This is a genomic window from Streptomyces sp. W1SF4 (genome assembly GCF_003950035.1).
GTDB lineage: Bacteria > Actinomycetota > Actinomycetes > Streptomycetales > Streptomycetaceae > Streptomyces > Streptomyces racemochromogenes.
Genome location: NZ_CP034350.1, coordinates 1292154 through 1312669 on the forward strand (window position 1 = coordinate 1292154; position 20516 = coordinate 1312669).

At 68.6% G+C, this 20516-nt stretch carries 15 protein-coding genes, 2 rRNA genes and 1 riboswitch; of the genes, 3 read left to right on the forward strand and 14 right to left on the reverse strand.

From position 1 onward, the window contains the following. Positions 1 to 14: 14 nt before the first annotated feature. Positions 15 to 1550: a glutamate-cysteine ligase family protein gene (locus D1J60_RS06125; protein ID WP_125600140.1), complete on the reverse strand. Its 1536-nt coding sequence runs from the start codon at positions 1548 to 1550 to the stop codon at positions 15 to 17. A gap of 495 nt (positions 1551 to 2045) precedes the next feature. On the opposite strand from D1J60_RS06125, the gene D1J60_RS06130 reads away from it, so the two are divergent. Continuing rightward, positions 2046 to 2666, forward strand: a complete 621-nt coding sequence (locus D1J60_RS06130) for a hypothetical protein (RefSeq protein ID WP_125820428.1) — start codon at positions 2046 to 2048, stop codon at positions 2664 to 2666. 260 nt (positions 2667 to 2926) lie between these two features. After that, positions 2927 to 3115: a DUF5999 family protein gene (locus D1J60_RS06135; RefSeq protein WP_007262885.1), complete on the forward strand. Its 189-nt coding sequence runs from the start codon at positions 2927 to 2929 to the stop codon at positions 3113 to 3115. A gap of 130 nt (positions 3116 to 3245) precedes the next feature. Here D1J60_RS06135 and gcvP read toward each other — a convergent pair whose 3' ends face one another. Beyond that, complete coding sequence (gcvP, locus tag D1J60_RS06140; protein ID WP_125820429.1) at positions 3246 to 6131, reverse strand: aminomethyl-transferring glycine dehydrogenase; 2886 nt, start codon at positions 6129 to 6131, stop codon at positions 3246 to 3248. Between the two features lie 197 nt (positions 6132 to 6328). After that, a riboswitch (glycine riboswitch) is annotated at positions 6329 to 6427 on the reverse strand. A 123-nt stretch (positions 6428 to 6550) separates the two neighbouring features. Between gcvP and D1J60_RS06145 the strand changes: the two genes are divergently transcribed. Continuing rightward, the gene (locus D1J60_RS06145) at positions 6551 to 6904 is read left to right on the forward strand and encodes a PRC-barrel domain-containing protein (protein ID WP_206436488.1); all 354 of its coding nucleotides are present in this window, start codon (positions 6551 to 6553) and stop codon (positions 6902 to 6904) included. On the opposite strand, the gene D1J60_RS06150 is transcribed toward D1J60_RS06145, so the two are convergent. The 12 genes from D1J60_RS06150 to D1J60_RS06205 all read right to left on the reverse strand — a co-directional run bounded on the left by D1J60_RS06150 (position 6901) and on the right by D1J60_RS06205 (position 20481). Further along, positions 6901 to 8289, reverse strand: a complete 1389-nt coding sequence (locus D1J60_RS06150; protein WP_125820431.1) for a DNA polymerase IV — start codon at positions 8287 to 8289, stop codon at positions 6901 to 6903. The two genes, D1J60_RS06145 and D1J60_RS06150, sit on opposite strands and share 4 nt — an antisense overlap. 126 nt (positions 8290 to 8415) lie before the next feature. Beyond that, positions 8416 to 9054, reverse strand: a complete 639-nt coding sequence (locus D1J60_RS06155; protein WP_125820432.1) for a MerR family transcriptional regulator — start codon at positions 9052 to 9054, stop codon at positions 8416 to 8418. A 198-nt stretch (positions 9055 to 9252) separates the two neighbouring features. Beyond that, complete coding sequence (locus D1J60_RS06160; RefSeq protein WP_007262890.1) at positions 9253 to 9726, reverse strand: bifunctional nuclease family protein; 474 nt, start codon at positions 9724 to 9726, stop codon at positions 9253 to 9255. 63 nt (positions 9727 to 9789) lie between these two features. Beyond that, the gene (locus D1J60_RS06165; RefSeq protein ID WP_206436489.1) at positions 9790 to 10554 is read right to left on the reverse strand and encodes a MerR family transcriptional regulator; all 765 of its coding nucleotides are present in this window, start codon (positions 10552 to 10554) and stop codon (positions 9790 to 9792) included. 71 nt (positions 10555 to 10625) lie between these two features. Beyond that, a complete protein-coding gene (locus tag D1J60_RS06170) occupies positions 10626 to 11519 on the reverse strand; it encodes an FHA domain-containing protein (RefSeq protein WP_125603031.1) in 894 nt (297 codons plus the stop codon). Between the two features lie 130 nt (positions 11520 to 11649). Further along, positions 11650 to 12522 (reverse strand): DUF881 domain-containing protein, encoded by an 873-nt coding sequence (locus tag D1J60_RS06175; RefSeq protein WP_125820433.1) that lies wholly within the window; start codon positions 12520 to 12522, stop codon positions 11650 to 11652. 5 nt (positions 12523 to 12527) lie between these two features. Beyond that, complete coding sequence (locus tag D1J60_RS06180) at positions 12528 to 12860, reverse strand: small basic family protein (RefSeq protein WP_007262894.1); 333 nt, start codon at positions 12858 to 12860, stop codon at positions 12528 to 12530. After that, the gene (locus tag D1J60_RS06185; RefSeq protein WP_125820434.1) at positions 12857 to 13762 is read right to left on the reverse strand and encodes a DUF881 domain-containing protein; all 906 of its coding nucleotides are present in this window, start codon (positions 13760 to 13762) and stop codon (positions 12857 to 12859) included. Before D1J60_RS06185 ends, D1J60_RS06180 begins: the two co-directional genes overlap by 4 nt. Positions 13763 to 13847: 85 nt before the next feature. Continuing rightward, positions 13848 to 16346 carry a mannose-1-phosphate guanyltransferase gene (locus D1J60_RS06190; RefSeq protein WP_125820435.1) on the reverse strand — a complete coding sequence of 833 codons (2499 nt, stop codon included), beginning with the start codon at positions 16344 to 16346 and terminating at the stop codon, positions 13848 to 13850. Positions 16347 to 16447: 101 nt separating this feature from the next. Continuing rightward, on the reverse strand, positions 16448 to 17035 hold the full coding sequence (locus tag D1J60_RS06195; protein WP_125820436.1) for a CDP-alcohol phosphatidyltransferase family protein: 588 nt from the start codon (positions 17033 to 17035) through the stop codon (positions 16448 to 16450). 137 nt (positions 17036 to 17172) lie between these two features. Further along, positions 17173 to 17289 (reverse strand): 5S ribosomal RNA (gene rrf / locus D1J60_RS06200). Between the two features lie 75 nt (positions 17290 to 17364). After that, positions 17365 to 20481: ribosomal RNA gene (locus tag D1J60_RS06205) — 23S ribosomal RNA — on the reverse strand. Between the last annotated feature and the right edge of the window lie 35 nt (positions 20482 to 20516).

A 20516-nucleotide genomic window follows, 5' to 3' on the forward strand; every position in this document is an offset into this window, starting at 1 on the left:
GGCCGGCCGGCTCCTCAGCGGCGGGCCGCCCGGGTGGCGTCCACCTCCTGTTCCTCCAGGCCCACGGGCCAGGTGTGCACGGGGTCGCCCTTGTGCATCAGCTCGCTGTAGCGCCGGGTGGTGGCCGCGAGGGCGGCGTCGCGCTCCAGTCCGCCCGCCAGGGCGCGGTGGTACGTCTCCACCTGCCAGGTCGCCCCGTTCACCCGGCGCCGGCACCGCTCCTCGATGATCCCGAGGTAGTGGTCCCGGTCGGCGGGTTCGATGCCCCAGGCGTCCAGCCCGGCCGCGGCCATCGGCAGCAGCTCGTCCAGCACCAGCCGCACCGCGGGCACGCTCACCAGCCCCCCGGCCCGGCCCTTGCGCGGCCAGCGGATCCGCGCGTCGATCCCGTACCGGCAGGCCGCGTCGAAGTTGGCCTCCGCCTCCGCGAAGGACATCCGGGTCCACACGGGGCGCGGCTCGTCCGCGAGGGTCCGTACGAGTCCGTAGTAGAAGGCGGCGTTGGCGACGACGTCGGCCACGGTGGGCCCGGCCGGCAGGACCCGGTTCTCCACCCTCAGGTGCGGCACCCCGTCGGCGACCCCGTAGACGGGCCGGTTCCACCGGTAGACCGTGCCGTTGTGCAGGACCAGCTCCTGCAGGCTCGGCACCCCGCCCTCGGCGAGCACCCGCAGCGGCTCCTCCTCGTCGCAGATCGGCAGCAGGGCGGGGAAGAAGCGGACGTTCTCGGCGAACAGCTCGTACGCCGAGTCCACCCACCGCTCCCCGAACCAGGTCCGCGGCCGCACCCCCTGCGCCTGGAGCTCGGGCGGCCGGGTGTCGGTGGCCTGCGTGAACAGCGGCGGACGCGACTCGCGCCACAGCTCGCGCCCGAACAGGAACGGCGAGTTGGCCCCCACGGCTATCTGGACGGCGGTCACCGCCTGCGCCGCGTTCCACACGTCGGAGAACCGGGCCGGGGTGACCTGGAGGTGCAGCTGTACGGAGGTGCAGGCGGCCTCCGGCACGATCGAGCCCGTGCTCCAGGTCAGCCGCTCCACCCCGTCGATGTCGAGGCGGAAGTCCTCCCCGCGCATCATCAGGATCTGCTCGTTGAGCAGGGAGTAGCGGTCCACCGCCGAGAGGTTGGCCAGGGCCAGGTCCGCGCGGGAGATGGTGGGGAGGATCCCGATCATCACGACGCCCGCGTCGATCTCCGCGGCCTGCCGGTGGGCGTAGTGGAGTCCCGCGCTCAGTTCTTCGGAGAGCTGGTCGAATACCCTCCCGTCGAGCCGGTGCGGGAGTACGTTCACCTCCAGGTTGAACATTCCGAGTTCGGTCTGGAAATCCGGGCTCGCTATCCGCTCCAGCACCTGCGCATTCACCATGCGCGGCAAACCGTCGGCACCCGCGAGATTCAGCTCGATCTCCAGCCCCATCATGTTCTTCGGGCGATCGAACCTCTTCTCCGCCAGAAGCCGCTCCAGCCCCTCCAGGCACTCGTGAAGCTTCCTCCGATACCGATGCCGATCGGACAGGTCGAATCCGCCTGCCACGACCTTCTCCCCCATCGAAGTGTCCCTCCTCGAGTGGGCCAGGCCCGGTCCCCCCGGGCGCACGTCACGGTCGATGATGCCCAGGCACCGTGATCCATAACGCGGGGCGGGCGGCCTTGGCGGGGAGCGCGCGCCGGTACGGCCCGAAGGGCGCTCCGGCACATTCACCTGGCAACCCACGGAACGCAATTTCCCCTTGGCCTTTGCCAATTCCTGATAGCCGAAGGTTTCAAGCCGAGCACCCCTGGGGTAACCTCCGAGGTCAGCGCGGCATGTCCGCGTGCATCCGGCATGAATACCATGGCAGCGGGACCGGAAGACGCCTTGCCGGCAATAGGCGGGACGGCTAGCCGAAACACTGCGTGAACACATGTCGTATAAACTCCGCAAACGAGGCAGAGAGTTGGCGCGCGGCCATTGCCCCAAAGCCCACCTCTGACCCCAGAATGCGACAGCGCCGTCCGCACCTTCCCCCGCACCACAGGTCTCCCAAGTGAGAGGCGACCCACCATGCCGCTGCATGTTCCCCCGGCTCCCGCGCCCGCCCTGCGCAGCGTTCTCGCGGCACTCGGTTCTCCCACCGCCGTCCACGAGGCACACACCCCGGCCCTGCGCTCGGTCCAGGGCCCGCTGACCGCCGAACTCCCGCTCCCGGTCCACGTGCTCGACCGCCTGAGCGTGTCCGGCCACGCGGCCGGCGGCCGCCCGCCCCGCACCCGCCTCACCGGCTGGCGGTTCCTGATCCGCAGCGGCGACCGCTTCGTCGCGGCGGCCGACACCCGGCTGACACCGGACGGCTGGACCTTCTCCCACTTCTTCGAGGGCCCCTACGTCGCCGCGACCGAACGCGCCCTGCGCCAGGCGGAGTCGCTCGGCAAGGGATACCAGCCGAGGCTGCTGTCCGTACCTGAGCTGTACATGTTGACCTTGTGGCTGCACGGGGCGGTGGGCGCCGACGCCGCCGCCGGCCTCCTCGCCGCGGCGGACCTGCTGGTGCCCCTGGCTCCCGCCCCGCCCGGGATCGCGCCCTTCCGGCCGCATCCCGTCTCGGAGCTGCTGCCCGTCATGACCCACCGGCTGACCCCGGCGGCCCCACCGGTCCCGCCGACCCTCGCCGCCCCGGCGGCCTGATCCGGGTGGCCCATTCGGCCTAGTCCACTCGGGTCAATGCGAACCACCCGAAATGACAGGGGAGTTGGCATGAACCGCCCGCACGGGTGATGCGTCCTCCTTCCTAGAGGACAGCTGCCGGGAAATACCTGCGAAGCAGCGGTCCTGGGGGAACACTGAGGACATCCTCCCCGCAGGTGCGGGGACGACCCAGGGGGACGGCCATGAACCACGCATCGAGCCGTAGCGAACAGACCACACCGCAGCGAAAGAACCCATCCATGTGCCAGCACCAGCCCGCCTGCCCGTCATCAGAATCCGCCGACCGGGAGGCCGCGCGCCCGGTGGCCAACCACCCGGAACAGGGCTGGAGCCTGCTGTGCAACGGCGTCCTGCTCTTCGAGGACACCGGTGAGCTGCTGCCGGACGGACAGATCATCGCCCCGCACCGCCCGCTCGCGGCGGCGTGACGGGCGGCGCACGGCAACACCGCACGGACACGGAAGGGGCCGGTCCCGGAGCTCAAAGCTCCGGGACCGGCCCCTTCGGCGTTCCCTCACCGCGTCAGCGGCCCGTCGGCGACGGGCCCGCCGTCCCGGCTCAGTTGTCGTACTCGTCCAGCGGCGGGCAGGAGCAGACCAGGTTCCGGTCGCCGAACGCGCCGTCGATCCGGCGCACCGGCGGCCAGTACTTCTCGGCAGCCACGACCCCGCCCGGGAAGACGGCCTCGTCACGGGTGTACGGGTGGTTCCACTCGCCGCCCAGCGCCGCGGCGGTGTGCGGGGCGTTGGCCAGCGGGTTGTCGTCCACCGGCCACTCGCCGCCGGCGACCCGCTCGATCTCGGCGCGGATGGCGATCATCGCGTCGCAGAAGCGGTCGATCTCGACGAGGTCCTCGGACTCGGTCGGCTCGATCATCAGCGTGCCGGCCACCGGGAAGGACATGGTCGGCGCGTGGAAGCCGTAGTCGATCAGGCGCTTGGCGATGTCGTCCACGCTCACGCCCGTGGCCTTCGACAGCGGGCGCAGGTCGATGATGCACTCGTGCGCGACCAGGTTGCCCGGACCGGTGTAGAGGACCGGGTAGTGCGGCTCCAGGCGCTTGGCGATGTAGTTGGCGCCGAGCACCGCCACCTGGGTGGCGCGCTTGAGGCCCTCGCCGCCCATCAGGCGGACGTACGACCAGGAGATCGGCAGGATGCCCGCCGAGCCCCACGGCGCGGCGGAGATCGGGCCGACGCCCGTCTCGGGGCCGGCGGTGGGCTGGAGCGGGTGGTTCGGCAGGTACGGGGCCAGGTGCGCCCGGACACCGACCGGGCCGACGCCCGGGCCGCCGCCGCCGTGCGGGATGCAGAAGGTCTTGTGCAGGTTCAGGTGCGAGACGTCGCCGCCGAAGTGGCCCGGCTTGGCCAGACCCACCAGGGCGTTCAGGTTGGCGCCGTCCACGTACACCTGGCCGCCGGCCTCGTGCACCTGGGCGCAGATGTCGGCGACGTGCTCCTCGAACACACCGTGCGTCGACGGGTAGGTGATCATGAGGACGGAGAGCTCGTCCCGGTACTGCTCGATCTTGGCGCGCAGGTCGTCCGCGTCCACCTCGCCGTCGTCGGCGGTCTTGACGACGACGACCTTCATGCCGGCCATCACGGCGCTGGCGGCGTTGGTGCCGTGCGCGGAGGACGGGATGAGACAGATGGTGCGCTGCTCGTCGCCGTTCGCGCGGTGGTAGGCGCGGACGGCCAGCAGGCCGGCGAGCTCGCCCTGGGAGCCGGCGTTCGGCTGGATGGAGACCTTGTCGTAGCCGGTCACCTCGCAGAGACGTTCCTCCAGCTCGGTGATGAGCGTGAGGTACCCCTCGGCCTGCTCGACCGGGGCGAACGGGTGGAGCTGGCCGAACTCGGGCCAGGTCACCGGCTCCATCTCGGTGGTCGCGTTGAGCTTCATGGTGCAGGAGCCCAGCGGGATCATGCCGCGGTCCAGCGCGTAGTCCTTGTCCGAGAGCTTGCGCAGGTAGCGCAGCATCGCGGTCTCGGAGCGGTGCTGGTGGAAGACCGGGTGGGTCAGGTACGCGTCCGAGCGCAGCAGGCCCTCGGGCAGCGTGTCCGCGGTGACCGCGTCCAGGGCCTCGACGTCGGCGGTGACGCCGAAGGCGGCCCAGACCGCTTCCAGGTCGGCGCGGGTGGTGGTCTCGTCGCAGGAGACCGACACGTGGTCGGCGTCGGCCCGGTACAGGTTGACCCCGCCCTCACGGGCGGCGGCGACGACCTCGGCGGCCTTGCCGGGGACCTTGGCGGTGACGGTGTCGAAGAAGGAGCCGTGCGCCACCTCGACCCCGCCGGCCGTCAGGCCCGCGGCGAGGACCGCGGCGTAGCGGTGGGTGCGGGCGGCGATCGTCTTCAGGCCGTCCGGGCCGTGGTAGACGGCGTACATGCCGGCCATGACGGCGAGCAGCACCTGCGCGGTGCAGATGTTGCTGGTGGCCTTCTCGCGGCGGATGTGCTGCTCGCGGGTCTGCAGGGCCAGGCGGTACGCCTTGTTGCCGTCCGCGTCCACGGAGACGCCGACGAGGCGGCCGGGGAGGGAGCGGGCGTGCTTGGCCTGGACGGCCATGTAGCCGGCGTGCGGGCCGCCGAAGCCCATCGGGACGCCGAAGCGCTGGGTGGTACCGACGGCGATGTCCGCGCCCAGCTCGCCCGGGGAGGTCAGCAGGGTCAGGGCGAGCAGGTCGGCGGAGACGGTGACGATCGCGCCGAGCTCGTGCGCCTGGTCGATGACCGGCTTGATCTCGCGGACCGCGCCGGAGGCGCCCGGGTACTGGAGCAGCACGCCGAAGACACCGCGCTCGGCGATCTCGGCGGGAATGCCCTCGGAGAGGTCGGCGACGACGACCTCGACGCCCGTGGGCTCGGCGCGGGTCTCGATCACGGCGATGGTCTGCGGCAGCGCGTCGGCGTCGACGAGGAAGACCCCGCCCTTGACCTTGCCCACGCGGCGGGCCAGCGACATGGCCTCGGCCGCCGCGGTGCCCTCGTCCAGCAGGGAGGCGCCGGAGGTCGGCAGGCCGGTCAGGTCGGCGACGAGGGTCTGGAAGTTCAGCAGCGCCTCCAGGCGGCCCTGCGAGATCTCCGGCTGGTACGGGGTGTAGGCCGTGTACCAGGCCGGGTTCTCCATGACGTTGCGCAGGATCACCGGCGGGGTGAAGGTCCCGTAGTAGCCGAGACCGATCATCGAGGAGAGCACCTGGTTGCGGTCGGCCAGCGAGCGCAGCTCGGCCAGCACCTCGGCTTCGGTGCGGGCCTCGGGCAGGTTCAGCGCCTCGGCGGTCTTGATCACATCCGGTACCGCGGCGGCGGTCAGCTCGTCGAGGGAGCCGTAGCCCACCTGGGCGAGCATCTTGGCCTGCGCTTCGGCGTCCGGGCCGATGTGACGCTGCTCGAAGGGGATGCCCCGCTCGAGCTGGGAGAGCGGAATGCGGTTGGCGGTCATAACGGAGGCCTCCTGGTCGTATGACCTGCGAGGGGCACCACGGCGCGGGCACCCGGACGGCCTCCCCCTCTGTCATCTCAACCTGAGAGCTTCACCGGAGTCGCGGGGTTCGCCCGAGAGCTCCGGCTTTCACCGTCGGTGAGGGGAGGGTCCCGGTACTGCGGGCCCGGCACCTGCCCCTGCTTTCCAGAGTGGCCTCGTCACGTGCGGTACGTATGCCTGAGAGATTCCGGGGAGGATTTGCTCCTTCGGCGCCTCCGTCGTACTCACTCGGAGGACTCTCCCGCACAGGGTCAACAGCCGTCACCCAGCCTACCAGCGAGGATCTGGACCCTCCCTCGAGTGGCCCTCACTTCAAATATGCACTTCTGTAGTCATTACGGATGAGCTGTGCATCACCGCGACCGTACGGAGGGACCGTGCAGACCGACATCGATCCCCGCAGCCTGATCGGCCGCAAGGCGTTCGACCGCAACGGCGCCAAGATCGGCACCGTGGACGAGGTCTACCTCGACGACGCCACGGGCGTCCCGGAGTGGGCCGCGGTCCGGACGGGCCTCTTCGGCCGCGACGCCTTCGTCCCCCTGGAACCCAGCGAAGTGGTGGACGACGCCCTGCGCGTGCCCTTCGAACGTTCCCTGATCAAGGACGCCCCCGACTTCGGGGTCGGCCGCCACCTCTCCCCCGAGCAGGAGCTCCAGCTCTACCACCACTACGGCCTGGACGTGGCCCTCCCCTCCGACTTCCAGCGCCCCCACCCCCAGGACGGCTAAACCTCCCCCACCAGGGGCAGGGGGTCGGACGGCTCCAGCTCCGGGTCGTCCAGCAGGAACGTGCGGACCCGGCCCGGGGGCGATCCGGGCCGCTCGAACCGTACGGTCACCCGCCCGACCCCGCTGCCCTGCACCCAGCCCGGCCCGTACACCGCGTGGCGGACGTCGCTGCCCGCCGGCCAGTGCCTCACGGGAGCGGCCCCGGCGCCCTCCAGGGGCTCCGCGGGCGCCCCCGGTACCCCGCCCTCCGGGGCGGCCCCGGCGGCGTCCTCCTCGGGGCCCTGCGGCTCCGCCGCCTCCCCCTCGGCGGCGGCCCGCGCCTGGGCGAAGAGGTCCTCCTGCGTGTAGTCGGCGAGCCCCGTCACGCCCACCCCCAGCAGCCGCACCCCGCCGGTGGTGTCCACGCCCTCCAGCAGCCGCGCGGCCGCCTCCCGCACCACCGCCGGGTCGTCGGTGGGGCCCCGCAGCGTCTCGGAACGGGTCAGGGTCGAGAAGTCGTAGCGGCGCACCTTCAGGACGATGGTCCGCCCCGAGTGGCCTGAGGCGCGCAGCCGGCCCACGCAGCGGTCGGCGAGCCGCTGCACCTCGTACCGGATCCGCACCCGGTCGTGCAGGTCCACGTCGAAGGTGTCCTCCACCGAGACGGACTTCGCGTCCCGCTCGGCGACCACCGGCCGGTCGTCCAGCCCCAGCGCCATCCGGTACAGGCCGACGCCGTGCGCCCGGCCCACCATCCGCACCAGCTCGTCCTCGCCCGCCTCGGCCAGCTCCCCCACGGTGGTGATCCCGGCCCGGCGCAGGTGCTCCCCGGTGGCCGGACCCACCCCGGGCAGGGTGCGCACCGGCATGGGCGCGAGGAGCTCGCGCTCGGTGCCCGGTTCGATCAGCAGCAGTCCGTCGGGCTTGGCCTCCTCGGAGGCGATCTTGGCCAGCATCTTGGACCCGGCCAGGCCCACCGAGCCGCTGAGCCCCGTCAGGGCCGTGATGCCGGCCCGCAGCCGCTCCCCCGTCGCGCGTGCGGTCGCCGCGTCGAAGGCCGCGCCGCCCGCCTCCAGGTCCACGAAGGCCTCGTCCAGGCTGAGCGGCTCCACCAGCGGCGACAGCTCCCGCAGCAGGCTCATGACCAGCTCGCTGACCTCGCGGTACAGGGTGAAGCGGGGGATCAGGTAGGCGCCGTTCGGGCAGAGGCGGCGGGCCTGCGCCGTCGGCATCGCCGAGTGCACCCCGAACCGTCGGGCCTCGTAGGAGGCGGTGGCGACGACCCCGCGCGGGCCGAGCCCTCCGACGATCACGGCCTTCCCCCGCAGGCTGGGCTTCGACGCCTGCTCCACGGAGGCGTAGAAGGCGTCCATGTCCAGGTGCAGGATGGTCGGGGCGGATCTCACAGCACCGATGCTGCCCTACGCCACTGACAACGCGCTGATCACCGGCCCCGGGACCCGCCGCGGGGCTCGGACGGCGGTCCCGCTCCGGTCGGCCGGGTTGGGCCGACCGGGTTCACACGGCCCGGTTCAGACGGCCCGGTTCCGGCGGGCTGCGAGCTCGTCGGTGGGGTTGTGGCCCACCAGGGTCTCCCCGGTGTCCACGCGCTCCCCGTGCAGCTGCGACAGCGCGTTCTCGACGTCGCGCCAGACGACGCCCACCGCGATGCCGAAGACGCCCTGCCCGCCCTGGAGCAGGCTCACGACCTGGTCCGGCGAGGTGCACTCGTACACGGTCGCGCCGTCGCTCATCAGCGTCATGCGCTCCAGGTCGGAAAAGCCCCGGTCCCGCAGGTGCTGCACGGCGGTGCGGATGTTCTGCAGCGCCACCCCGGTGTCCAGGAAGCGCTTGACGATCTTCAGGACGACCACGTCGCGGAAGCTGTACAGCCGCTGGGTGCCCGACCCGTACGCGGGCCGCACGCTCGGCTCGACGAGGCCGGTGCGCGCCCAGTAGTCGAGCTGCCGGTACGTGATCCCCGCGGCGGCGCACGCCGTCGGTCCGCGGTAGCCGACCTGCTCGGACGCCGGGCCTTCGCTCACCGGTCCGACCGGCGCGGCCGCCGGCTGACGGGGCGAGGCGCCCACCGCGCCAGCGTGCACCGGGTACGGCCCACCGTCGCTCCGCGCGGGGGTTCCCCCGGTCGTACCGTCGCCCGTGATCCTCACGCCGACCCTCCGTCCTTGACCTGCCACCTTGAAGGTAGGCAGTGACCAGGGGTGCGTCAACGATCGCCACACTCGGCACGCCGAGTGATAATCACCCTGAGAGTGGTTTCCCGTACCCCGTTGCGGGGAAAGGCTACTCGAATGGGCTGACAGTTCCCGGTGGACGGCACGGCCGCCGGCGCGGCTACCGGGGGCCGTTCACTGGGGGCCCGTCCCGAAGTCCTCCGGCGAGATCTGGTCGAGGAACTCGCGGAACTTCTCCACCTCGTCCTCCTGCTCGTCGGGAATGGCGATTCCGGCGTCGTCCAGCACGCCGTCACTGCCGTAGATCGGCGTTCCCGTGCGCAGGGCGAGCGCTATGGCGTCCGACGGCCGCGCGCTCACCTCGACCCCGCTGGCGAAGACCAGCTCCGCGTAGAAGACGCCCTCCCGCAGATCCGTGATCCGGACCTCGGTGAGCTCCTCACCGACCGCCTCCAGCACGTCCTTGAACAGGTCGTGCGTCAGCGGCCGGGCAGGGGCCATGCCCTGCTGCGCGAAGGCAATGGCGGTCGCCTCCCCAGGACCGATCCAGATGGGGAGGTACCGGTCGCCTCCCACTTCACGCAGGAGCACGATCGGTTGGTTGGAGGGCATTTCCACCCGGACACCCACAACGTCGAGCTCGTTCACACAGCAACCCTAGGACCTGCCCGGCAGGTTTGGGTAGTCGGGGCCCCACCGGGACCTGTCCGTTCAGTGCTGACGGAGCCCGAGGGCGGTCTGCACCAAGGCCTCGTGGAGCCTCACGGAAAGCCCCGCGAGCTCCCTCGTCGTGGCTTCCGCGTGCGCCCTCGTCTGCGGGTTGCGGTGCCTGCGCAGCGGGGCTACGAGCTGCTCCACCAGACCCGCCTCCCGGTCCGCCGCCGCCTTCATCCCCCGGAGGTGGCGCGGTTCGAGGCCGAACCGGCCCAGATCGGCGATCAGCCGGGCCACCTCGAGCGTCCCGGCGTCGAACCCGCCGCCGGGCAGCTCGGAGACGAGCCCGTACGACTCCCACTCGACCAGCTGCGCCTCGTCCGCCTCGGCGGCGGCGATCAGCTCGGCACGGCCCACCCGGGCCGCCGCCGGCGGCTCCCCGGCCGCCTCGGCGTAGCCGCCGCAGGACTGGGCGCCGTCCACGGACTCCCCGTGCGCGGCGGGTGCGGGGATGCGGATCTGCTCACCCCGGTCGAGTGCGTCGAGCTGCTCCCGGATGACCTTCAGCGGGAGGTAGTGGTCGCGCTGCAGGCGCAGGACGCGCGCGAGGCGCTCCACGTCCTGCGTGCTGAACTTGCGGTATCCGGAAGGCGTGCGCCGGGGTTCGACCAGGCCCTCCGCCTCCAGGAAGCGGATCTTGGAGATCGTGACTTCGGGGAACTCGTCCCGCAGCGTGGTCAGCACCGTGCCGATGCTGACCAGCTGCCCGGCAGAGCCGGCGGTGCCGTTCTTGGGGGCACCGCCCGTCGGGGTACGCAGCATGGAACCTTCCCTGGGGTCCCCCCGGAGGGTGTCCGGGGGTGGGGTTCCCCCCCGGACGGTGTCCGAGGGGGTCAGACGCCCCGCAGGCTCGCGTAGAAGACCAGCCGGTACTTGCCGATCTGCACCTCGTCACCGTTGTGCAGGGCGACGGACTCGATCGGCTCCCGGTTCACGTACGTGCCGTTGAGGCTGCCCACGTCGGCGACGGTGAAGCCGCCCTCCGGGCTCCGGCGGAATTCGACATGCAGGCGGGACACGGTGATGTCGTCCAGGAAGATGTCGCTCTGCGGGTGCCGGCCCGCAGTCGTCAGTTCGCCGTCCAGCAGGAACCGGCTGCCGGAGTTCGGGCCGCGACGCACGATCAGCAGCGCGGAACCGGGCGGCAGCGCCTCCACCGCGGCCTGGGCCTCGGGAGAGAGCGAGGACGACACGTGCTGGCCCGACCCCTCGGCCTCGTAGGCCTCCAGGCCCGAGATCGAGATGGTGGACGTGGTCTCCGAAGCGCGCTCCGGCGTCAGGCCCGGCCGCAGCGGCGCCCCGCAGTTGGAGCAGAAACGGCTCGCGGCGTCGCTGCGGTGACCGCACCTGCCGCACGTCTGCTCGGCCGACATGGACGGCTCCTCGCGCCGCGGCTGCCCCGCGGAGGCACTGGTGGCATAGGGGTCAGAGGCAAACCCTCCACCCGCACTAGAGCTTGATGGTTCACCGAAACCTATGCGTCCGGAACCAGCCGGGTCAACGGACGACGCGCCGAGCCCGCCCGAATTGTCACCCGGGCCGGCCACCTCGTCACGGAAGAGCGGCCTGTCGCCCTGCCCTTCCCCTTCCGGCTGCCCCGCGCGATGCCGCGTCGCACCGCTTTCCTCGTTCTTCTTCTTGCCGAACAACTTCTCAAACAACTTCACGGGCGATTCCCCTTGACCGAAACAGACCCGCCCGTGGGGCAGGACGAACTCTGCATGCACACACCTGCCGACCCGGACATTCTGACAACGTCCGTAACCACCAGACAGTTTCCACCACGCACGGCGACTTCCGTGCGCCGACCCCCCGCAGGCGTCGGCCCGCGTGAGCCCGTCCGCGTTCCACTGCGCATCACGGCGATGACGACCGAGCGTAGTCAGGCTGCTTCGCAGCCCGCAAGGCATCCACAACGATCTTCGCCGACCGTGTGACGGCGACCGTGGCCTGTTCCTTCTCCATCGTCTGCACCACACCTCCCGGGATGTTCAGCGCGGGCTCCAGATCCTGCGGCTTGCCGATGACCTTGAACTCGTAGGGCTGTGTGATCTTCTTACCGTCGATCCCGACCCCGCCGCCCTCGTCGGAGAAGTACGAGCCCGCCACGACGCGCACGCCGTTGATCTGGATCGCCTCCGCCCCGGCCGCCCGCAGCTCCTGGAGGGTGTCCAGCAACTGGTCGGACCTCACCTGGCCCTTGGTGTCGGTGATCCGCAGCGTGATCCCCGGGCCCTGTGCGGCCACCGTACCGGCCAGGATGCCCAGTTGGCGCTCCTTCTCAACCGTCTGGCGGCGGGCCTCCTCCGCCTGGTTGGAACTGCTCTGCAACTCCTTGCGCTGGTCGTCCAGCCGCTGCTTCTCGTCCTCCAGGCGCTGCGTGCGCCCGTCCAGCTCGTCGAGGATCCGTACGAGGTCCTCCTGCCGGGCACCGCGCAGCGGGGCACTGGAGTCGCTGTTGGACCGGACCTGGATCGCGAGGCCAAGGCCCAGGACGAACAGCAGCAGCGCGACGATCAGTTGGGCGCGGCTGAGCCTGGGCGGCCACAGTCCGGCGGCCAGGCGCTGGCGCCCGGTCTCCTGCGGCACGGCCGGCCCGGGCTGCCCCGGCGGTTCCGGGGCCTCCGCCGGCTCGGGCTCCGGCCGCGCCGGCGGCTGGGACGGCTGCGGCTTCGGCTTCGGCTTCCCGGGGACGTCAGGCTCCTGCGGCGGGGTGTTCTCCGTGCTCATCGGCGTCACGCCCGGAAGACGTGCCGGCGGATGGCCGCGGCGTTGGAGAAGATCCGGATGCCGAGGACGACGACCACACCCGTCGACAGCTGAGAGCCGACGCCCAGTTTGTCGCCGAGGAAGACGATCAGCGCGGCGACGACCACGTTCGACAGGAACGACACCACGAAGACCTTGTCGACGAAGATCCCGTCCAGCATCGCGCGCAGCCCGCCGAACACCGCGTCGAGGGCGGCCACCACGGCGATCGGCAGATAAGGCTCCACCACGGCCGGCACCTCGGGCCGGACCAGAAGCCCGACCACCACTCCGGCCAAGAGGCCCAGTACCGCGATCACGATGCACCCTTCTTCGGCTCTGCTGCTGTGGCTATGCGGACGGTCAGGCTCGACGCCGCGGGCAGCCGCACCTCGTCCACGGGGGTCAGGCTGTAGCGGATCCCGTAACTCTCCTGGAGGACGTGCAGGTACTGACCGTCCACGGAGTCCTGGAACGTGGTCCCGAGCCGCTTCTTGTCGCCCACCGCGAGGACCTCGTAGGGCGGCACCAGCGGCTTGTTGTCGACCAGTATCGCGTCACCCGCGGCCCTGATCGCGGACAGCGCCGTCAGCCGCTGCCCGTTGATCGAGACGGCCTCGGCGCCGGCCTGCCAGAGCCCGTTGACGATCCGCTGCATGTCCCGGTCACGGACGCGGCCGGTGTTCGAGAACCCGGCGCTCTCGCGCGGACCGCCACCACCGCCCGACGAGGCACCCTTGGCATCGTCCACCACAAGCTTGACGCCGGGACCGTGCGCCTCGGTTGCACCCGCCAGCAGTTCCACCAGCCGACCCCGCTCGCCGACCTGCTGCTTCAGCGCGACGCGCTGCCGGTCGGCGACCTCGGTCCGCAGCCGCTCGGTCTCCCGCTCCAGGGCTTCGGCGTGGTCGTCCGCCCGCCGCACCCGGTCGATCAGCTCCTGGCGCTCCTTGGCCAGCACCGGCGCCGCCACGCGTGCCTGCGCGGCACCCAGAGTGACCACCATCGCGGCGAGCACGAGACCCGCGGCGAGCCCCAGCTTGGCCTTGACGGTACGGGGCAGCCCCGCGGTGCCGTCCGCCTCGCGCCGGGCCGACGCTTCCGCATAGCCCTCGTCGAGGCTGTGGTCCATCACGTGGGTCAGCAGCGACATGGAGGCGTCCGGGCGCGCGGGCGGTGTGGCCGAACTCCGGTTGTTGGGCGGCTGCGACATGCCGCACATCGTTGCATGTCGCCCCCGCCAACACCCAATGCGCCCGTCCGGCGGGCCGGGCCGGGTCACCCACCGCGCCCGGCCCGCCGGAAGGTCAGTGCTGTCCGGCGCCGTCCACGACCGCGCCCCACTCGTCGAGGAGCGCCTGCGCGGAGGCGTCGTCGGGGCCTTCGGCCCACAGGTGGGTGACGGCCTCCGCCGTGTCGGGCAGGACCAGCGCCCACCGCCCGTCGGCCTCGACCACGCGCACCCCGTCGGTGGTGTCCACCTGCCGGTCGCCGGCGGCCTCCACGACCCGCCGCATGACGAGCCCCTTCGCCGCCCACGGCGTGGGCACGTCCCGCTTGAGCACGTGCGCGCGCGGGATGCGGGCGTCGATCTGGCTCAGGGTGAGCTGGGTCCGCGCCACCAGCCCGATCAGCTGGACGAAGGCCGCCGACCCGTCGAAGACGCTGCTGAACTCCGGGACGATGAAGCCGCCCCGGCCGTCCCCGCCGAAGATCGTGGTCTCCTCCCGGCCGACCCGGGTCAGGTCGTCGGGCGAGGTCGTCGTCCACTCCACCTGGGTCCCGTGGTACGCGGCCACCTGCTCGGCGACCCGCGTCGTGGTCACCGGCAGGGCTACCTTGCCGCTGCGCTTCTCGGCGGCGACGAGGTCGAGGAGCACGAGCAGCGCCCGGTCGTCCTCGATGATCCGGCCCCGCTCGTCCACCAGGGAGATCCGCTCGCCCACCGGGTCGAACCGCACGCCGAAGGCGGCCCGGGCCGACGCCACGATCTCCCCGAGCCGCACCAGCCCGGCCCGCCGCGACTCCCGGGTCTCGGTGGGCCTGGACTCGTCGAGACCGGGATTGATCGTCAGCGCGTCGACGCCGAGCCGGCCGAGGAGGCTCGGCAGGACGAGTCCGGCGCTGCCGTTGGAGGCGTCCACGACCACCTTGAGCCCGGCATCGGCGATCCCGGTGATGTCCACGCGCCGGAGCAGCGAGCCCGTATAGGAATCGAACACGCTCGACGGGAACTGCAGGTCGCCGATCTCCCCGGGGAAGGCGCGCCGGTACTCCTGGCGCGCGTACACGCGGTCCAGCTTCCGCTGCTGCGCCTGAGACAGATCGGCTCCCCGCTCGTCGAGGAACATGATGTCCACCGAGTCGGGCACCCCGGGCGAGGTTCTGATCATGATCCCGCCCGCGGCACCGCGGGCCGTCTGCTGACGAGCCACCGGCAGCGGTACGTTCTCCAGGTCGCGCACGTCGATGGCGCTGGCCTGGAGCGCCGAGATCACCGCGCGCTTGAGCGCACGCGCACCTCGGGAGTGGTCTCGGGCCGTGGTGACGATCGCGCCCTTCTTCAGCATCGTCGCGTAGGCGCCGGCCAGCTTGACCACCAGCTCGGGGGTGATCTCCACGTTCAGGATCCCGGAGACGCCGCGGGCACCGAACAGGTGCGCCTGGCCGCGGGACTCCCAGATCACCGAGGTGTTGACGAAGGCGCCCGCCTCGATCGTCTTGAAGGGGTAGACGCGCACGTTGCCCTGGACGATGGATTCCTCGCCGACGAGGCACTCGTCACCGATGACGGCCCCGTCCTCGATCCGGGCGGCCCGCATGATGTCGGTGTTCTTGCCGATGACGCAGCCGCGCAGATTGCTGTGGGGGCCGATGTAGACGTTGTCGTGGACGACGGCCTTGTGGAGGAAGGCCCCGCTCTTGACGACCACGTTCGACCCGACGACCGTGTGTTCGCGCAGTTCCACGCCGGCCTCGACCTTGGCGTAGTCACCGACGTACAGCGGCCCGCGCAGCACCGCGTCCGGGCTGACCTCGGCCCCTTCGGCGATCCACACCCCGGGCGAGATCTCGAAGCCGTCCATGTCGACCTGGACCTTGCCCTCGAGGACGTCGGCCTGCGCCTTGACGTAGCTCTCGTGGGTGCCCACGTCCTCCCAGTAGCCCTCGGCCACGTAGCCGAAGATCGGCCGGCCTTCCTTCATCAGCTGCGGGAAGACGTCACCGGACCAGTCGACCGAGACGTCCGGGTCGACGTAGTCGAAGATCTCCGGCTCCATCACGTAGATGCCGGTGTTGATGGTGTCCGAGAACACCTGTCCCCAGGTCGGCTTCTCGAGGAAGCGCTCGACCTTGCCCTCCTCGTCCACGATGGTGATGCCGAATTCCAGCGGGTTCGGCACCCGGGTCAGGCACACCGTGACCAGTGCGCCCTTCTCCTTGTGGAAATTGATGAGGTCGGTGAGGTCGAAGTCGGTCAGCGCGTCGCCGGAGATGACGAGGAACGTGTCGTCCTTCAGAGCCTCCTCGGCGTTCTTCACGCTGCCGGCGGTTCCGAGAGGCTTTTCCTCGTTGGCGTAGGTGAGCTCCATTCCGAGCTCCTCGCCGTCACCGAAGTAGTTCTTGACCAGTGAGGCCAGGAACTGCACCGTGACCACGGTCTCGCTGAGCCCATGGCGCTTGAGCAGCCTCAGCACGTGCTCCATGATCGGCCGGTTGGCCACCGGCAGGAGCGGCTTGGGCATGCTTGAGGTCATGGGGCGAAGCCGCGTACCTTCGCCACCGGCCATCACGACGGCCTTCATGTCGGAAGAGTCCTCCTAGAGAGATGACGGTCCAGCCGACCTCACCCGCCCCGGACGGATACTCCGCAACTCCTCCGCGTCAGCTCCGGCGCCGAGCGAGCTCAATCGGCCGTGGTAGCCCTGACCAGGCGTCGGACTTGCACCACGTAAAGGATTCCTGCCCACCAATAGAGCGTTGTACCCCATCCCGCGAACGCCCATCCGAAAACGGACGCCATCCAGGCCAACCAGCCGTCCCCGTCACTGAGCAGCAGGAGCGGGAAGGCGTACATCAGGTTGAAGGTCGCGGCCTTGCCGAGGAAGTTGACCTGCGGGGGCGGATAGCCGTGCCGGCGCAGGATCCACACCATGACCAGCAGCATTGCCTCACGGGCGAGGAGGGCCGCGGTGAGCCACAGGGGGAGAATCTCCCGCCAGGTGAGACCGAAGAGCGTCGTCAGGACGTAGAGGCGGTCCGCGGCGGGGTCCAGCAGGCGGCCCAGTTTGCTGATCTGGTTCCAGCGGCGCGCGAGTTTTCCGTCGAGGTAGTCACTGATCCCGCTGAGCATCAGGACGGCCAGCGCCCAACCGTCGTGCCCCTCCAGGATCAGCCAGAGGAACAGCGGTACGCCGACGAGCCGAGCCATGCTCAGGATGTTCGGAATGGTGAAAATTCGGTCGGTCTGAACCCGAGTCTCCTGGACCTCCACCCGGGGGCCTCCCACTGTGACGCTAGAAACGGTCGAACGATGCTCCCTGACCCTACAGGAGTCCCGCCGGAGGCCGGCCGGGCCCTGAACGCAGAAAAGCCCCGCACCAGAAGGTGCGGGGCTTTCCCACAATGATTGTTCGGCGGCGTCCTACTCTCCCACAGGGTCCCCCCTGCAGTACCATCGGCGCTGAAAGGCTTAGCTTCCGGGTTCGGAATGTAACCGGGCGTTTCCCTAACGCTATGACCACCGAAACACTATGAAGTTTGAACTCCAGCCGGCAAGGCGAGTTCGTTACTTCAGAACTAACACAGTGGACGCGAGCAACTGAGGACAAGCCCTCGGCCTATTAGTACCAGTCAGCTCCACCCGTTACCGGGCTTCCACATCTGGCCTATCAACCCAGTCGTCTACTGGGAGCCTTACCCTCTCAAGGAGGTGGGAATACTCATCTTGAAGCAGGCTTCCCGCTTAGATGCTTTCAGCGGTTATCCCTCCCGAACGTAGCCAACCAGCCATGCCCTTGGCAGGACAACTGGCACACCAGAGGTTCGTCCGTCCCGGTCCTCTCGTACTAGGGACAGCCCTTCTCAATATTCCTACGCGCACAGCGGATAGGGACCGAACTGTCTCACGACGTTCTAAACCCAGCTCGCGTACCGCTTTAATGGGCGAACAGCCCAACCCTTGGGACCGACTCCAGCCCCAGGATGCGACGAGCCGACATCGAGGTGCCAAACCATCCCGTCGATATGGACTCTTGGGGAAGATCAGCCTGTTATCCCCGGGGTACCTTTTATCCGTTGAGCGACGGCGCTTCCACAAGCCACCGCCGGATCACTAGTCCCGACTTTCGTCCCTGCTCGACCCGTCGGTCTCACAGTCAAGCTCCCTTGTGCACTTACACTCAACACCTGATTGCCAACCAGGCTGAGGGAACCTTTGGGCGCCTCCGTTACCCTTTGGGAGGCAACCGCCCCAGTTAAACTACCCATCAGACACTGTCCCTGATCCGGATCACGGACCGAGGTTAGACATCCAGCACGACCAGAGTGGTATTTCAACGGCGACTCCACAACCACTGGCGTGGCTGCTTCAAAGTCTCCCACCTATCCTACACAAGCCGAACCGAACACCAATATCAAACTGTAGTAAAGGTCCCGGGGTCTTTCCGTCCTGCTGCGCGAAACGAGCATCTTTACTCGTAGTGCAATTTCACCGGGCCTATGGTTGAGACAGTCGAGAAGTCGTTACGCCATTCGTGCAGGTCGGAACTTACCCGACAAGGAATTTCGCTACCTTAGGATGGTTATAGTTACCACCGCCGTTTACTGGCGCTTAAGTTCTCAGCTTCGCAACCCCGAAAGGTCACTAACCGGTCCCCTTAACGTTCCAGCACCGGGCAGGCGTCAGTCCGTATACATCGCCTTACGGCTTCGCACGGACCTGTGTTTTTAGTAAACAGTCGCTTCTCGCTGGTCTCTGCGGCCACCCCCAGCTCAGAGAGCAAGTCTCATCACCAGGAATGGCCCCCCTTCTCCCGAAGTTACGGGGGCATTTTGCCGAGTTCCTTAACCATAGTTCACCCGAACGCCTCGGTATTCTCTACCTGACCACCTGAGTCGGTTTAGGGTACGGGCCGCCATGAAACTCGCTAGAGGCTTTTCTCGACAGCATAGGATCATCCACTTCACCACAATCGGCTCGGCATCAGGTCTCAGCCTTAACGTGTGACGGATTTGCCTACCACACGGCCTACACCCTTACCCCGGGACAACCACCGCCCGGGCTGGACTACCTTCCTGCGTCACCCCATCGCTTACCTACTACCACCTTGGATCGCCGGCTCCACCACTTTCCATTCCCCGAAGGGTCCGGAACGGCTTCACGGGCTTAGCATCAGAGGATTCGATATTGGGCGTTTCAAAGCGGGTACCGGAATATCAACCGGTTGTCCATCGACTACGCCTGTCGGCCTCGCCTTAGGTCCCGACTTACCCTGGGCAGATCAGCTTGACCCAGGAACCCTTAGTCAATCGGCGCACACGTTTCTCACGTGTGTATCGCTACTCATGCCTGCATTCTCACTCGTGAACCGTCCACAACTAGCTTCCGCTGCTGCTTCACCCGGCACACGACGCTCCCCTACCCATCACAGCGGGCGTTGGCCCTATTGCTGCAATGACACGACTTCGGCGGTACGCTTGAGCCCCGCTACATTGTCGGCGCGGAATCACTTGACCAGTGAGCTATTACGCACTCTTTCAAGGGTGGCTGCTTCTAAGCCAACCTCCTGGTTGTCTCTGCGACTCCACATCCTTTCCCACTTAGCGTACGCTTAGGGGCCTTAGTCGATGCTCTGGGCTGTTTCCCTCTCGACCATGGAGCTTATCCCCCACAGTCTCACTGCCGTGCTCTCACTTACCGGCATTCGGAGTTTGGCTAAGGTCAGTAACCCGGTAGGGCCCATCGCCTATCCAGTGCTCTACCTCCGGCAAGAAACACACGACGCTGCACCTAAATGCATTTCGGGGAGAACCAGCTATCACGGAGTTTGATTGGCCTTTCACCCCTAACCACAGGTCATCCCCCAGGTTTTCAACCCTGGTGGGTTCGGTCCTCCACGAAGTCTTACCTCCGCTTCAACCTGCCCATGGCTAGATCACTCCGCTTCGGGTCTAGAGCGTGCAACTCAATCGCCCTATTCGGACTCGCTTTCGCTACGGCTTCCCCACACGGGTTAACCTCGCTACACACCGCTAACTCGCAGGCTCATTCTTCAAAAGGCACGCAGTCACGAGATGCACAAGTGCATCCGACGCTCCCACGGCTTGTAGGCACACGGTTTCAGGTACTATTTCACTCCGCTCCCGCGGTACTTTTCACCATTCCCTCACGGTACTATCCGCTATCGGTCACCAGGGAATATTTAGGCTTAGCGGGTGGTCCCGCCAGATTCACACGGGATTTCTCGGGCCCCGTGCTACTTGGGAGATGAGCAAGCAAGCCGTACAGATTTCAGCTACGGGGGTCTTACCCTCTACGCCGGACCTTTCGCATGTCCTTCGCCTATCCATACGGTTTCTGACTCGCCTCACAGCCGGCAGACTGTGAAAGCTCATTCCCACAACCCCGCATGCGCAACCCCTGCCGGGTCTCACACGCATACGGTTTGGCCTCATCCGGTTTCGCTCGCCACTACTCCCGGAATCACGGTTGTTTTCTCTTCCTGAGGGTACTGAGATGTTTCACTTCCCCTCGTTCCCTCCACACTGCCTATGTGTTCAGCAGTGGGTGACAGCCCATGACGACTGCCGGGTTTCCCCATTCGGACACCCCCGGATCAAAGCTCAGTTGGCAGCTCCCCGGGGCCTATCGCGGCCTCTCACGTCCTTCATCGGTTCCTGGTGCCAAGGCATCCACCGTGCGCCCTTAAAAACTTGGCCACAGATGCTCGCGTCCACTGTGTAGTTCTCAAATA